This window comes from Tenacibaculum gallaicum (assembly GCF_003387615.1).
GTDB lineage: Bacteria > Bacteroidota > Bacteroidia > Flavobacteriales > Flavobacteriaceae > Polaribacter > Polaribacter gallaicus.
In genome coordinates this window covers 1-14807 of record NZ_QUNS01000012.1, presented here as the reverse complement: position 1 = coordinate 14807, position 14807 = coordinate 1, and the positions used below count along the sequence as shown (strand labels likewise).

Sequence of the window (14807 nt, the reverse complement as noted above, 5' to 3'; positions counted from 1 at the left end):
ATTTTAGTTAATTTATAAAACTCAGGTTATACCAAAATTTTATCAAAGGTATACACCATTTTTGCTAATTTCGCCGCTTAAAATTATTTGTATGATTACGGTAGATCAATTAACGGTTGAGTTTAGTGGTAACACCCTGTTTAGCGACGTTTCGTTTGTAATAAACGAGAACGATAAAATTGCTTTAATGGGTAAAAATGGGGCAGGAAAATCCACCATGATGAAAATTATAGCAGGAGTTTCTAAAGCTACTAAAGGAGGCGTTCGCAGCCCGAAAGATACCGTAATCGCTTACTTACCTCAGCACTTGTTAATGGAAGACAACTGCACGGTAAAAGAAGAAGCGTCCAAAGCATTTGCATCTATTTTTGCTATGAAAGCCGAAATGGACGACCTCAACAAACAGTTAGAAACCCGTACTGATTATGAATCGGACGATTATATGAAAATCATTGAGCGCGTATCAGATTTAGGGGAGAAGTACTACGCGTTAGAAGAAATAAACTACGAAGCAGAAGTAGAAAAAGCCTTAAAAGGGTTAGGATTTAAGCAAGAAGATTTTGAAAGAGCAACCTCAGAGTTTAGTGGAGGTTGGCGTATGCGTATAGAGCTGGCGAAAATATTACTGCAAAAACCCGATTTAATTTTGTTAGATGAGCCTACCAACCACGTAGATATCGAGTCGGTAATTTGGTTAGAAAACTTCTTATTAAACAAAGCCAAGGCAGTAGTAGTAATATCGCACGATAAAGCATTTATCGATAACATTACCAACCGAACCATTGAGGTTACCATGGGAACGGTTCATGATTATAAAGCGAACTATTCACATTATTTAGAATTGCGTAAAGAGCGTCGTGCACATCAGTTAAAAGCCTATCAAGAACAACAAAAATTTATTGCCGATACCAAAGCATTTATCGAGCGTTTTAAAGGAACCTATTCAAAAACGAATCAAGTAGCTTCACGTGAACGAATGTTAGAAAAAATAGTCCCTGTAGAAATAGATGAGGTAGATACTTCAGCCTTAAAATTACGTTTTCCACCGTCACCACGTTCAGGAGACTATCCTGTAAAAGTGGAAGGATTGACGAAGCAATACGGAGACTTAACCGTATTTAAAGAAGCAAGTTTCTCTATAGCTCGTGGCGAAAAAGTATCGTTTGTAGGAAGAAACGGAGAAGGAAAATCGACCATGATTAAAGCAATTATGGGAGAAATTGATTTTGAAGGAGAATGTGGTTTAGGGCACAATGCCAAAGTGGGATACTTTGCACAAAATCAAGCTTCGTTATTAGACTCAGAATTAACAATTTTCCAAACCGTAGATGAGGTTGCAGAAGGAGATGTTCGAACACAAATCAAAAATATCTTAGGACGTTTCATGTTCTCGGGAGATGATTTAGAAAAGAAAGTAAAAGTACTTTCTGGAGGAGAGAAAACCCGTTTGGCAATGGTGAAATTGTTACTAGAGCCTGTAAACGTGTTGATATTAGATGAGCCTACAAACCATTTAGATTTAAAATCGAAAGAAGTAATTAAAGAAGCCTTATTGCACTTCGACGGAACCTTGATTTTAGTATCGCACGACCGTGATTTCTTACAAGGTTTATCTCAAAAAGTATTCGAATTTAAAGACCAACGTGTTATCGAACACTTTGAAACGATTGATGCGTTTTTAGAGCGTAATAATATCAAAGCGTTAAAGGAGATAGATTTGTAAAAAACGTCATTTCGAACGAATGTGAGAAATCTTATTCATGTGAGTAACTCCTATTATTAAGATCTCTCACATTCCGTGCTACTTCAGTTCGAGATGACAGGATGGTTTTGGTATTGTAGTTAACCTTTACAATTCCGAACGGATGTGAGGAGTCTCATGAAGTGAGTAACTCCTATTCTAGAGGTCTCTCACATTCCGCGTTGCTCCAGTTCGAGATGACAGTGTGTTTCGTCATTGCGAGTGGAACGAAGCAATCTGTATATCGTGTACTGATAAAAAGATAGCCACGTCGTTCATTTCGACTTCGCTCAATGAACTTCCTCGCTATGACGATAGTTATTATTTTACCATAGATTTATAAGCATCGCAGTTTTCATAAATTACCCAAAGGTTAATCGCAAAAAACGCTATAGCAATTGGAAGTCCAGAAGGCGCTTGAAAAATGTTAGTTAACATTATGCCAATCATTACAGGAAAAATAACAACAGCTCCTAGGGCTCTAGTTTTTGGGATAATGAATAGAATACCTCCTAAAATTTCAATGATTCCTACCAAAGGCATTAACCAGCCAATTTCCATCATGGCAGTCATAGCACTCATCATTTTTTCGGGTAATTCTTCTGGCATTGGCATGTAGTTTAAGAATTTGTTTAATCCTGAATTGATAAACATTAATCCGAATAGCAGACTTAGTACGAATAAAATTTTTTGCTTCATAGTGATTAGTTTGAGGTTAGTAGTTTGTTTTTTAGTTCTTTAAATATATAAAAAATAAAAAAGGTACGATAAAAAGAGTTTAGTCATTGCGAATAATTTTATGTCATTTCGAACGAATGTGAGAAATCTTATTCATGTGAGTAACTCCTATTATTAAGATCTCTCATGTTCCGTGTTGATCCAGTTCGAGATGACGTTTCGGTTAACGTCATTGCGAACGGTAGTGAAGCAATCTGTGTAAGTCGAGAGTAAGATAGCCATTTTATTCATTTCGACTTCGCTCAGTGTTCATTTGCAAAACAAAATAAAACATCATTTCGAAGGAGGTTACGACTGAGAAATCTCAATAATTAGAGTTACTCCCTTCGGTCGAAATGACGTTTTTATTGTTCTTAAATACCTTTTACAAAGTTTAAGAATACTTTTTTATGAAGTTCTAAATCCATGTTAGGAGATAGCGCTACACGAGCAATATAATCTTTATCCCCTTCTTTGGTAGTTCCTTGTGTTGAGGTTGCAGGAATCGTCCAGTAACAACCTTTTAATTGTCCGTAGCTTACACAATACTTACTTTCATTTGGTATTTCATTAATCATTAAATTGATAAGCTTTAAGTTTAAGGCTCTTTTATAGGCTTCTTTTTCTTCCGCAGTATTTCCTTTGGTAGGAAGGTCTAACGAAAATACCGATGGCGTAAATCCTTGTGCTGCTAATTCCTCAGAAACAAAATTGATTTTAGCATCTGGTAACACTTCATGAATAAAGTTTACAAACTCACGCGTATTTTTATAAGCATCGCTAATACGTTGTGTCATCGAAGGCATTTGTGTTGCTAATATTTCATATTGAAGCGGTGTAGCCTCGTTATCACAAATATGTAAGTGTTTTTCTATTTTTTTGATTAACGCATTGGTTGTTTTATTTCCAACACAGTACCCAGCAGTACATTTTCCACCACTAGGGAATTTAGATCCACTTGCAAACGAAATAGTTCTAACGTTCGCTAACATGTCTGTATCTCCTAAAAAGTGAACATTCGGACAAAAAGTTTGGTCTAAAATAAATACAGGATCAACCGCTGTTTCACCATTTGGAGTCGTACGCTTTTTACTTAAAACATCTCTTAAATCAGCAAGGTTTGGTACTTCTACTCTTGGGTTGGTCGGAATTTCAGCAATGATATAAGGAACTGCATCTTGCGCTGCAATGTTGGTTAACACGGTATCAATACTCTCTACCATGTCGTTGTCTCCATCAACAGGTAAATCAACAATGTCTACGTTATTTAAACAAGCAGCAACACGTCTTGCTTGGTCGTTAGTACCACCATAACAGTTTGGAGGCACTACAATTTTAATCGCTTTTCCTTTGTGGTTTTCAAGAGCATCATCAATCAATCCCATTAAAATGGCGTATTGTATTGAAAGTCCACTTGATGCTACTAACGCTTTTGTACTGGTATTGGTAATTTCATTGATGAGTTTTTCAACCTTTGCTTTGTTTTGTGCTACGTCAGTTACCGTAACCTCATACGGCTCATCGATAAAGTTTTTTAACGCTTTTAACGAATTAGCAGGAGTCATGGCAATAGTTTCTCTTCTTCTTACATGTTGAATGTCTGAAATATAAGCGTCGTTTTGCTCACCGTTTACTAATAAAAAGCTTCCTAATTCAGGGTGTGTATTGATGTAAAAATCAACATTAGGTAGAATGGTAAAGTTGCAAATAGCTTCTTGTTCAACAATCAATACGGTGCTACCATCAAACTCAGTTATCGCTTCAACACTATCCGCCTTTTTTAATTCAAATTGATATCCGTATACGTTTTTGATTGCTTCTGCATCAAAAAAGCTAGGGATTTCATTGGTGTACACTATTTGTGTGTTTTTATTTGCAAACAAATTTGCTCTTAACACAGCCAATACAGGTACTGTTTGTGACGAAAAACTAATTACATTTGCTGCTTTTGTGTTGTATAGTTTGGCAATCGTCCACTCTAATACAGACGATAACGGATGCCCTAAACGAATATAATCGTATGCAGTTGGTAACTCGCTTAAAGCTGAAGCAGCAGCATCGTTGTTTTTATACAAATCTTCAAATTGCTCTAAAAACTGAGTTTTGGCTAGTTTTTCTTCATAAATATCCAGGCGGTGCGTGGTAAGGTTTAACCAAGCTGCTGGCATATTTTCTACAACATTTTTTATATAGTTATGTACGTTTTTGTCTTGCATTATAGGTGTCTTTTAATAAGACTGCAAGATACGTTAATTAGATTTTTTTAGAAAGGGGAGAGAATGGTTTTATACAGGGAGTTTTGCTTTCGTTTGATGTATGAGCTGTAGCTGACTATATAAATTTATTGTTTGAATTCTTAAGATACTTTAATAAAAAATAATAACGGTTTGAGTTAGTTCTCAAACCGTTATTATTTCCCTTTACTGTTGTGGGGTTGTTTTTTTAATTTGGTGAATGAAGTCCGATTTTGTTTCCTTCTGAGTCGAGAAAAATGGCAAAGTACCCGTTTTCGTCAGCGTGAGGTGTTTTAGGTATCATAACTTTACCACCATACTCTTCTACTTTATCAATAATAGTTTGCAGGTTGTCTCCACCATTGAGGTAAATGGTAACTCCGCTTGCAGAAGGTTCATAACCTTTGCCCTTTATAATTACTCCTGTAACCATTTGGTTTTGGTAAGGAAATAACCCCATTTCCATTTCTGGAAAATGGAATCTTTCAATTTCTATTTCTAAAATTTCTTTGTAAAAATTAACGGCTCGTGTAATGTTGGTTGCTGGAATTTCGAAAATTGAGACATAACTTTTCATCTGTTTTGTGCTTTTAGTGATTGGTTTTTTAGATTGGGTTGTTTTAGAGACTGAAGTGTCTTTGTTTTTGCAAGACACAAAGCAAAAAAGTAGAGCAATAATGGTAATAAATATTTTATTTTTCATTTTCGGCTTAGTATTATTGATGCAAAACTAAGAGCAGAAAATTAGTTGAAATTGTAAAAATGCGACACCTTAGCTTATTTGTAAAAAAGGGTAGAAAGCGTTAAGCTTTCATCAGTAAGAAACTCTTTAGGGTTTATTCCTGTAAATTCTCTAAAGTCTTTGATGAAGTGAGCTTGGTCGAAATAGTCGCTTTTATAGGCAACATCGGTTAGGTTTTTAGATTTTTGGTTAAGCATCAATTTTAAAGCTGTTTGTAACCGAATTACTTTTCCTAATTGTTTGGGACTTACTCCAATTTGTTTTTTGAAGTTTCTTTCAAGCTGCCTTCTTTTAGATAGGTTGTATTGGAGGATTGAGTTTATAGAAACACTTCCGTTTGTAGATAGGAGAGTATTCACAGTGCTTTTTACTATTTTATGAATCGTTTTTTGGTCGTTAAACGTATGTAAGAGAAACTTTTCGATTATTTCTATACGTTGTATCGTGTTTTCAGCGTTGATTATTTTTTGTTGCAAACCATCTGCGGTTTCCTTTGCAAAAAGTAGGTCTAGGGGTGTTTCTGTATTTGCTAAGTTGTTGATTGGTTCAGAAATAAAGTTAGCAAACCCATAAGGATAAAATCTAATAGCAAAAGTATTGACATAACCTGTTGGTTCAATATAAAATGGCTCAATTGTTTGTCCCAATATCATTGCCCGTGGTTGAAGTATAAAGTCATTTTCGGAAGTGTACCGTTTTATATCGTCTCCAAGAATAAATGCCATTTCTATACAGCCATCTGGTACAATTCGTTGTTTTTGTGGTTCGGAATGTATGGGGACTTCCAACGTCCAATAACAACTAATAATTGACTTTAAATCTGTATGTGGTTCGTATGTTTGGTAGTCCATTTTGTCGTTTAATCTTTTTCAGCAAGAGGCATGGTTTACCAAAGATATAATTTCTATAAGAAGTGTAAACTGATAATATAAAATTGTTAGATATGGTAAATTAGATTTTTTTAGAAAGGACTGAGGAGGATGTTTTGCTAAGGTTTCATTTATGAAAAAAATGCAGGATTTCTTTCGTTATAGCCAAAAAATAATAAATTCAAGTTAGAATTCGATGAAGAATTTAATAGGCGTAAATTATTGTTAGCCACATCTTTTTTTAACAGTCTTTTCTATACTTAAATATAGTTGTGTTAAACTTGTATCTTCTTTTAAAATTTGTGATTTGTTTAGATGTTTTTTAATCTTTTCACAGTTTTCTCGATTATTAATATATATAGTTGTTAAATAGAAATTAGCATAGGCAGTCCAATATTTTGATTTACATTCTTTTATCATGTTTTTTAAAGTTACTTCTGCTTTTTCAAAATCTAATTCAATGACAAAAACTCTTGATTTATTGATATGGCTTGGGTAGTAAGTTTTGTCAAGTGTAATACTCTCATTAAAATATGATAAAGCTTCTTTATATTTATTCTCTGCAAGCGAAATAGTTCCAAGCTCGTTTAGTGTGATAGGACTTTTTTCAATTTCAAATGATTCTTTTAAATAACTTTGTGCCAATTTAAAGTTTCCATTAGTTAAGTTTTCAGTCCCTTTAAAATACAATTCGATGGCTTTTTCATTTTCCAAGTTTTGATTAATTTGTTCGTGTGGATTATGTTTTTTTGGGATTTTATTTTTTACTTCAGATTTACAAGAAATAAAAAAGATGAGACAAAGAATTATAAATTTATATTTCATTTAGGGTCATTTTGTCAAATTGTAACTAATGTGATTAAGGGTATAAATTAGTTAATGACTAAAAATCTATACCAATAGCGAATTTATTTAAAATAGTTTTAGAAATCAAACCGAAAATTAAGTAGTCTCCTCCGTGTCTAGTTTATCTATTTCATAACTCATGTATTCCTTATACAGTTTCGCGATAGACTTGGGTTCTCCAAGTATGGTGAGTACATCATCCGTTACTAAAACCGTAGAACCGTTAGGGGTAAAGGTTTTGTCGTTTCTTTCAACTAAAGCCACTAAAACATCTTTTGGTAACTGAATTTCCTTTAGCTGTTTTCCAATCATGGTGTCTTGCGGAGTTCCTTCGAGTAGTTTGATACTTACAAATCGTTCGTTTTGTAGTAAAAACTCCTTAATTTCTCTATGGCTATTCATTTTAAGCAAGGTTTTTATGATGTGCTCTCGCTCTAAAATATCAAGAAGTCTCGATAGCATACGTAGTTGCTGTTTTGGGTTTTCATCAGAATTAATTAGAAAAGCACAGATTTGTATGGGCTTTTTAAACTCATAGCCTTCAGACGGGAATGCGCCTTTAATTTGGTTTTTAGAAATCACAATTTTCATGGAAGGATGCGAAACGCTCTTAAACTTGGCATGAAAAACTAAAATACCAGGTAACGCTATCACAGATTCATCGGGTATCGATTGGAAAAACTTGTGGAGTACTCCTTCTTTGTTGAGGTCTAACTCCCTACAAAAGTAATCGGAAGCGATATTTAAGACTTTGTCAAAGTTAGTGGTGTCCTTAAGTATTTTTATTCTCGATGTAATTACGGTTTCATCAAACGGATCTCCTTCACGGAGTCCTTTTTCTTTTAAAATAGTCATTAACTCGTTTTCCAATTCATCGTATTGATGCCTTCCTAAAAGCGCAAACCAATGAAAAATAGCGCCTTCTCGTTTGACTTTTCCTTTGGAATAGAAGTGATACCAAAGTACCCCAATAACAATAATACCAGAGGTAAAAAGTATAGGCATCCATCCTAAATAAATAATAAGGATGAATGAAATAACAATTCCGATAACTTGCATAAACGGATATAATGGAGATACATATCCAGGATCGTATGATTCTATTTTACTTTTTCTAAAAACGATAACAGAGAAGTTAATAAAGATGAAAATCAACAGTTGGAAGGTACTGGCAAGCTTTACAATACCTTCTTCTGATAATACTAAAATGAATACGATAATTAGTGCTGTGGTTAAAAATATAGCGACTACAGGGCTTCCTTTTTTACCAATTTTAGCTAAAATAGCAGGAAATAATTTATCGCGTCCCATGGCAAACGGATATCTTGATGCTGATAAAAGCCCTGCATTACCTGTGGAAGCAAATGCAGCAAGCGCTGCTACTGACATTAATAATACTCCCACATTATCGGGTAACCACTTAAAAAGATGTTCTGCTGCTGTAGCCGCAGGAGCTAATTCGTTAGCAAAGGCAGTAGGCTCAATAAGAGTTACCATAATAAAAACACCCAAACCATAAATTAATCCTGTAACGACTAAAGAGAGTATCATACCTAAAGGAATATTTCTTTCAGGGTTTTTAATTTCTTCTGCAACACTAACTATTTGAGTGAGACCTAGGTAGGAAACAAAAACAAAACCTATGGTAGTAAACATGCCTCCAAATCCGTTTGAAAAGAAGGGCGTAAATTGTTTGTTAATAGATTCATCGGTGATAGTATCTGAGGTGAAGATGGAAAAAAGTCCATCAGCAATAAAACCAACCAAGATGATTAATAGAAATATGACAAATACTTTTTGAAAGGCGGAGGTTTTTTTAGCTCCTACTAAGTTTAACGCCATAAAAAAAAGAGTGGCTACGATAGCAACTATTTTGGTGGGAACTTCCCAAAATATAGCGGCATAAGCACCAATACCAATAATTGCAAAGGCTGTTTTTAGCATTAAAGCGAAATAGGTACCGAGTCCGCCAATGGTTCCCATGAGTGGACCTAAACTTCTGTCTAAAAAAAAGTATGCTCCTCCTGATCGTGGTAGAGCTGTTGATATTTCAGCAATGCTAAACATGGTGGGTAGTATTAATACACCTGCAAGTAAGTAGGCTAAAAACACAGAGGGGCCTGTATAATGTGAGGCGATTCCTGGTAGTAAAAAGAAACCAGAACTAAACATAGCTCCAGTACTTATGGCAAAAACATCAAATAATCCTAAGTCTTTTTTTAGTTTGTTCCTCATGGCTTTTGTGTTTAAGGCTTATTATTAAGTGGTTAGACCATGAGAAGATATGAAAAAAAATAGACTTTTTAGGTGTGATTTAGTTAATGTATTGCTTGTAATATGTTCTTTTACAGTGTTTTTAGTTAGAAAGGTTAGCTTTTGTTGGTTGGTTTATAATCTAAAGATAATATCTAGTTATTATTGGGGTGACACCCCAACGGTAATGGAAAAGGCATTTCCTGCCTAAGGGAAGTGACACTTCCACGGTAAGGGAAACGATACTTCCTGCCTAAGGGGAATGATTCACCCATAATTAAGGGAGTTGTTTTTTATGGTTTATTGGCTACCGTGTAGAAAAATGTTAGTTAAGAGGTATTGTTTTAAAAGTGGTTCTTTTAACGACTTTTGAGAATAGTTATGTTACTTCTTTTAATTAAAAGTTAGTACAAAAGTATCTACGGCACTACCTTCAAAGCCTTCATTTTGGTTAATAATCAATACTCCATCTTGTACGCTATAGCTCCCATATTCATCATCTGTATGAATTCCAAAGTCTTTAATATGAACAAAAGTCTTTCCATTAGCTTCCGAAAGATAATAGTTGTAGGTTCCGCTTTGTAAAGGTAAGTAGGTGCTTTGTGGACCGTTATTTATTAGTGTGCTTTTAACGGTAAGGGTTTCTGTTTTAGCATTAAACTGCCAAGTAACGGTTTCATTTTCATAGTTTACATCTACTCCAGTAAATCCTCCATTAACATTTTTTAAATTCCAAGTTCCATTTATAGTTTCAGCTTGTGGTATTTCATTGTCGCTATTACAGTTTATAAATAGCGTTGCGCTTAAAAACAATAGTAAAGTTGATATTCTAATTTTCATAGTTCAATATTTAAATGATTTACTATATAGATGCAAAAACCTTGTAATGGTTGCGCCAGATTACTATTGTATCTTTTTAAAGAAAAGTCTTTTTTATAATTTAATAAATTTCGGCTAACAAATTATTATGGAATTTTTTGGAAATAGTGAGAGCAAGTAAATGCTTATAGCCGTTTCTGCATGATGTTACTTTTATTCAATATACTTTTTATATTTAGCAATTTTATTTTCTAATCTTTTATTTAAATATTTATTCTTGTTATTTAGTGCTTCATTAATTAAGATAGCTTCAGATAAATAGTTTTGAATTTTATCTTTTTTCCAATGTTTTGGCGGCTCTTGAAGGTTTGTAATCCTGTCCGCTAATTTTACCATTCCAACTTCTTTTTCAAGTTTGTTGATTCGGTTCAAGCTGTCTATCATTTTCTCTTTTTTAGAATCTAGGTTTTTATTTTTAGTTAATGCTTGAACTCCAATAGCAATTTTTTCACCAAACATTTTCAATAATTCCGAAAAGTCGGTTTGAGTATCTTCTAATGTATCGTGGAGTAGCGCTAATTGAACAGTATAATTCAAATCGAAATTATTATTTGCATTATATGCTATGATTATTTCCATAGCAACGTTAGAGATATGTAGCAAATAGTTAGAATTTGTTCCAGGAACTTTTTGATCTTTATGTTTTTCTCCAGCAAATTTTATTGCTTTTTGATATAGTTCTTGTGTCATTTGAGGTGTTTTTCTGTTAATTAGCTATAATTTGTTTAATCTTTATAGTTTTCTAAGGCATATCTTACATTTTCATTTCCGCTGTCTATTAACTCCTTAATTATTTGATTGCTTTTAGGGGAGTTTATAGCTTTCAATGCATGAACACATTTTCTTAAAGTTGATTCGTTTTCATCATCGTATTTTCTGTAAATCTCTTCTTTTACAGCAATTTCTTTTAGAGACTCAGTAAATCTATCATCTTTAAAACTTCTAACTATATCAACAACATCTTCATGTTCTTCATGCCAGTCAGCTAAAATAATTTCTTCAAAAAAATCTATATACTCATTATCAGTACCATCATAAAAGCACACAGTAATACAAAAGGCAAGTTTATCATTATCCTTGTTTTCAATGGCTTCTCTAAATAGTTTTAAAACTTGAGTTTTATATTTTTTTCTATTAAGAGAAATACCCTCAAAAAAGTCTTTTCCTTGTCGTAGATTTTTTTCGTAATTAGAATAAATATCAGATAGTTTCTTTTTATGAAAGAGTTTTTTTAGCATGGTCTGTATTATTTAAGAGAATAAAAAGTAGTTGAGAGTTAGTTTGTTATCAATCCTTTTTTTAATACTCTGATGTTTTTTGATTATTATTTAGTCTTTCGGAATTAATAGAAGCTAATAAGTAATCTTCTTTAAAAGTTTTTTAATCAATTTTAAAGGCTATTTGACAGATTGAATCTGATTTTTTAAGTTCTTTATCCAGATTTACTATTTCTGCCTTGTTTATTGTTTCGTAGTAATTCAGATAATTTTGAGCAGATGTTTTTTGAATACCTAATAGTAAAATTGTAATCAAAAATGCTAGTATTTTCTTCATTTAGTTTGTTTTGTGATAATTATACGCAAGGTTCTTTGTATGTGATTATTTACCTGTTTTATAGCTTAAAAATTAGTAAGACGCACATTGAACTGAAAACCTGTGAAGATTTTTGTAGGTAGGCAAAAACAAGCAATTATTTATAGTCATAATTACTGTTGTACAAGATATAAAAAGAATTTTAGATTTAGCCTTTTTATATGATTTTACTTGAGGATACTATGGGGAAAGTGGACAAAAAAGTATAGATCTAATTGTGTTTTTTAACTCTGTTTAGTAGGTTATTTAGAGAATATAATAAGTGACAGACATTTAATAAATCATTGTAGCTTACGCTTAGATATGCATTTATGTCGTATTCGTCATATTAGCGTTATGGATAAAGAGGCTAGCCCAATATGAAAATCAAAACAGGATAAAGCTTCAAAATATCACCAAGAAGTAAGTGATAGTACAAGTTACAGGCCATAAAAGTAGAAACAAAAAATAAAAATAAGTGTTGATTTTTTGTTTCGTTTTATATCAAGACAAAAAGAAAGTGTTATGAGGTAACATTACTTATGTTCCTTGACTTGTAGGGTACAAAAAACGTGTTAAGAATACTCGTAAGTACGTCTTTTTTCTAACCAAGAACTCACACTACCTAGTTCACGAGCTTGATAAAAATTATTCTCTCGTAAAATACAATCTGTAGAAGCAGTTGTGTCTATTTTAATAAATCGATATAGAACCAATTTTATAATAGATTCTCTCACTGACTCGTAAGTAGCTCCGTTATTTTGATTGTTGTTAATTATTTCTTGAATAAAGCTATCTATTCTATTAAACTTAGTATCATTCTGTAAGGCTTTGAAAACTACTTCTTCCATAATTCATGTTTTATACAGGCAAAATTATCTATTAGAACAATGATTTAAAAGGAGATATATACAGAAAAAAATGTGGATTTCCGAAGAGGTGTTTATTGGTCTCTGTCCAATTGAAGGAGTATGAGACTGAGAAATCATAAGAATAAGAGTTACTTACTTCATGAGATTTAGGTACGTTAAACCTTATGGTTTCTCCTATCGTCGGAATGAAGTAAAATTAACTATAATAACAAACCATACGTCATCTCAAACTGAAACAATGCGGAATGTGAGAGATCTCAATAATAGGAGTTGTTAACTTCATGAGATTTAACTACGCTGAACCTTACGATTTCTCACTCGTACCTTTTTCGAAATGAAAAGTATAGGAGACGGTTAATTCACCCCACAACACTTTTTGTATTTCACTCCGCTATCACAAGGACAAGGGGCGTTTCTGGAAATATCAAGACGTTTTAAATGTAGGTTCATGTCATCCATATCTTGCTTAAAAATTTGTTCTAGCAATTCATAAAGTTCAGGGTGTTTTCTAGCTAATAACTTCGGGCGTTCAAAAAAGTATTCGCTTGCTACCGAGAAAAACTCCGCTTTGTTAGTTCCACCATACGGATTGATATCAGAAGCATCGTCGTATATTTCTTCAATCTTTTTGTTGATTAAGTCTACCCAAGGAATGCTGTATTGTTTTTCTAATAATACATGTGGAATTCCGTCAATATTTCCATCTAGTTTATCAATTAAATGCACAAATTCGTGGATGGCAGTATTCTTTTTATCGGTTTCATTTTCAAAACCTAGGTGTAAAGCAGGTTTTGATAAAACCATTTTTCCTTCTAAATACCCATTACCTACCATTCCTAAAATCCTTCGGTTGTCTCCTTCAGTTTCAAAATGTTCGTTAAACATGGCAGGGTATAAAATGATTTCTTTGATGTTAGGATAGCGCCATTCAGGAAAATTAAAAATAGGAATTACAGCACTAGAAGCTATAAGTAGTTTGTCCGTGATTGTAACCGTAACATCAACACCAATAACGTCATGATTTAACAAAAACTCAAAAACTTTGAACTCGAACAATTCTTTTTTATTAGGAGTAAGTGCGTTGTAAAAAGTAACTTTTTTAGTTAAAATAATTTTCCATTTGTTAGGAAAAGGAGTTGTAGGTTGTTTCCATTGAGGTGCGGAGGTGTTTTTTTTGAATACAAGAAAAATACCTATGATTATAATTATAGATAGATAGGTCATTTAAAATAGAGTTGCGACAACTAGTATTTTTTTTCAAATATATAAAAATAGGGTAAAGAGGAAACATTAGTGAAGCCATTTACTAATCGACGGATTCTACTTCGACTTTGCTCAGTATCCATTTATAATGACAGTCTAAACATCAATTTGAGTGATTTTGTGTAACAAAGAGGAACAAAATAGTATCGAGAACCTTGTTATTACCGAGTACTTCTCGATACAAAATTCCCTTCACTACATTTTGTAAGTTTCATTCGAAGTGATAGTTTGGTATTGTCTTTATTTTAAAGAGTAAGGAACTTTATTAAGAGTATTCGTAGGTACGTCGTTTTTCTAACCAAGAGCTCACACTATCTAACTCGATAGCTTGATAAAAATTAGGCTCTTTTAGAATACAATCTTGACTTGAAGTAGGATATATTTTAATAAAACGGTATAAAACCAACTTTATATAAGATTCTCTTACTGTTTCATAAGTAGCATTAGTATGTTTGTTGGTATCAATTATTTTTGAATAAAATTGTCTATTAAATTTAGTATCCGTTAACAAAGCTTTAAAAACTACTTCTTCCATAATTAACATTTTATAGGCACAAAACTATCTATTATCGTAATGATTTAAAAGGTGATATATGCAGAAAAAAATGCGGATTTTCGAAGCTTTTTTATCGTAATTATAAAGAGTTGGGGAGGAAGTAACCTGCTTCTAGACTATCGTCATTGCGAGGCACGAAATAATCTTTTTTTCAATGACTGTCATTTCTGTAAAGGTTAACTAATTCGTTGACAAAATCTTATATTTTGTTATGCGTATAAATACAGATGATTTAACTCTAGTTCGAAGCTATTTACAGAAAT

Annotated in this window: 14 protein-coding genes and 1 pseudogene; 2 read left to right on the top strand and 13 right to left on the bottom strand. The window is 32.9% G+C overall.

The features are described 5' to 3' along the window. The first annotated feature begins 91 nt into the window (after positions 1 to 91). Positions 92 to 1723 (top strand): ABC-F family ATP-binding cassette domain-containing protein, encoded by a 1632-nt coding sequence (locus C7448_RS14855; RefSeq protein WP_115902202.1) that lies wholly within the window; start codon positions 92 to 94, stop codon positions 1721 to 1723. Positions 1724 to 2062: 339 nt separating this feature from the next. Here the strand turns inward: C7448_RS14855 and C7448_RS14850 are convergent, their stop codons facing one another. The 10 genes from C7448_RS14850 to C7448_RS15920 all read right to left on the bottom strand — a co-directional run bounded on the left by C7448_RS14850 (position 2063) and on the right by C7448_RS15920 (position 11835). Next, positions 2063 to 2440, bottom strand: a complete 378-nt coding sequence (locus tag C7448_RS14850; RefSeq protein ID WP_115902201.1) for a DoxX family protein — start codon at positions 2438 to 2440, stop codon at positions 2063 to 2065. Between the two features lie 392 nt (positions 2441 to 2832). Beyond that, on the bottom strand, positions 2833 to 4674 hold the full coding sequence (locus C7448_RS14845) for a PLP-dependent aminotransferase family protein (RefSeq protein ID WP_115902200.1): 1842 nt from the start codon (positions 4672 to 4674) through the stop codon (positions 2833 to 2835). A gap of 226 nt (positions 4675 to 4900) precedes the next feature. Next, the gene (locus C7448_RS14840; RefSeq protein WP_245939488.1) at positions 4901 to 5269 is read right to left on the bottom strand and encodes a VOC family protein; all 369 of its coding nucleotides are present in this window, start codon (positions 5267 to 5269) and stop codon (positions 4901 to 4903) included. A 200-nt stretch (positions 5270 to 5469) separates the two neighbouring features. Continuing rightward, entirely contained in the window at positions 5470 to 6285 is an 816-nt protein-coding gene (locus tag C7448_RS14835; protein ID WP_115902198.1) for an AraC family transcriptional regulator, read from the bottom strand. Between the two features lie 243 nt (positions 6286 to 6528). Further along, complete coding sequence (locus C7448_RS14830) at positions 6529 to 7128, bottom strand: tetratricopeptide repeat protein (RefSeq protein WP_115902197.1); 600 nt, start codon at positions 7126 to 7128, stop codon at positions 6529 to 6531. Between the two features lie 117 nt (positions 7129 to 7245). Then, positions 7246 to 9384: an amino acid permease gene (locus tag C7448_RS14825; protein ID WP_115902196.1), complete on the bottom strand. Its 2139-nt coding sequence runs from the start codon at positions 9382 to 9384 to the stop codon at positions 7246 to 7248. Positions 9385 to 9795: 411 nt separating this feature from the next. After that, positions 9796 to 10242 carry a hypothetical protein gene (locus C7448_RS14820; RefSeq protein WP_115902195.1) on the bottom strand — a complete coding sequence of 149 codons (447 nt, stop codon included), beginning with the start codon at positions 10240 to 10242 and terminating at the stop codon, positions 9796 to 9798. Positions 10243 to 10434: 192 nt separating this feature from the next. Continuing rightward, the gene (locus tag C7448_RS14815; protein ID WP_115902194.1) at positions 10435 to 10971 is read right to left on the bottom strand and encodes an HD domain-containing protein; all 537 of its coding nucleotides are present in this window, start codon (positions 10969 to 10971) and stop codon (positions 10435 to 10437) included. Positions 10972 to 11006: 35 nt separating this feature from the next. Further along, positions 11007 to 11519, bottom strand: a complete 513-nt coding sequence (locus C7448_RS14810; protein WP_115902193.1) for a hypothetical protein — start codon at positions 11517 to 11519, stop codon at positions 11007 to 11009. A gap of 142 nt (positions 11520 to 11661) precedes the next feature. Next, positions 11662 to 11835, bottom strand: a complete 174-nt coding sequence (locus C7448_RS15920) for a hypothetical protein (RefSeq protein ID WP_170137054.1) — start codon at positions 11833 to 11835, stop codon at positions 11662 to 11664. A 187-nt stretch (positions 11836 to 12022) separates the two neighbouring features. On the opposite strand from C7448_RS15920, the pseudogene C7448_RS16230 reads away from it, so the two are divergent. Further along, positions 12023 to 12180, top strand: a pseudogene (locus C7448_RS16230) (transposase); the annotation flags it as partial. Between the two features lie 248 nt (positions 12181 to 12428). Here the strand turns inward: C7448_RS16230 and C7448_RS14805 are convergent. The 3 genes from C7448_RS14805 to C7448_RS14795 form a co-directional block, all read right to left on the bottom strand. Further along, positions 12429 to 12704 (bottom strand): hypothetical protein, encoded by a 276-nt coding sequence (locus C7448_RS14805; RefSeq protein ID WP_115902192.1) that lies wholly within the window; start codon positions 12702 to 12704, stop codon positions 12429 to 12431. A gap of 375 nt (positions 12705 to 13079) precedes the next feature. Next, entirely contained in the window at positions 13080 to 13949 is an 870-nt protein-coding gene (locus tag C7448_RS14800) for a zinc-dependent peptidase (protein WP_115902191.1), read from the bottom strand. A 304-nt stretch (positions 13950 to 14253) separates the two neighbouring features. Beyond that, positions 14254 to 14523, bottom strand: coding sequence for a hypothetical protein (locus C7448_RS14795; RefSeq protein WP_115902190.1), 270 nt, complete (start codon positions 14521 to 14523; stop codon positions 14254 to 14256). Between the last annotated feature and the right edge of the window lie 284 nt (positions 14524 to 14807).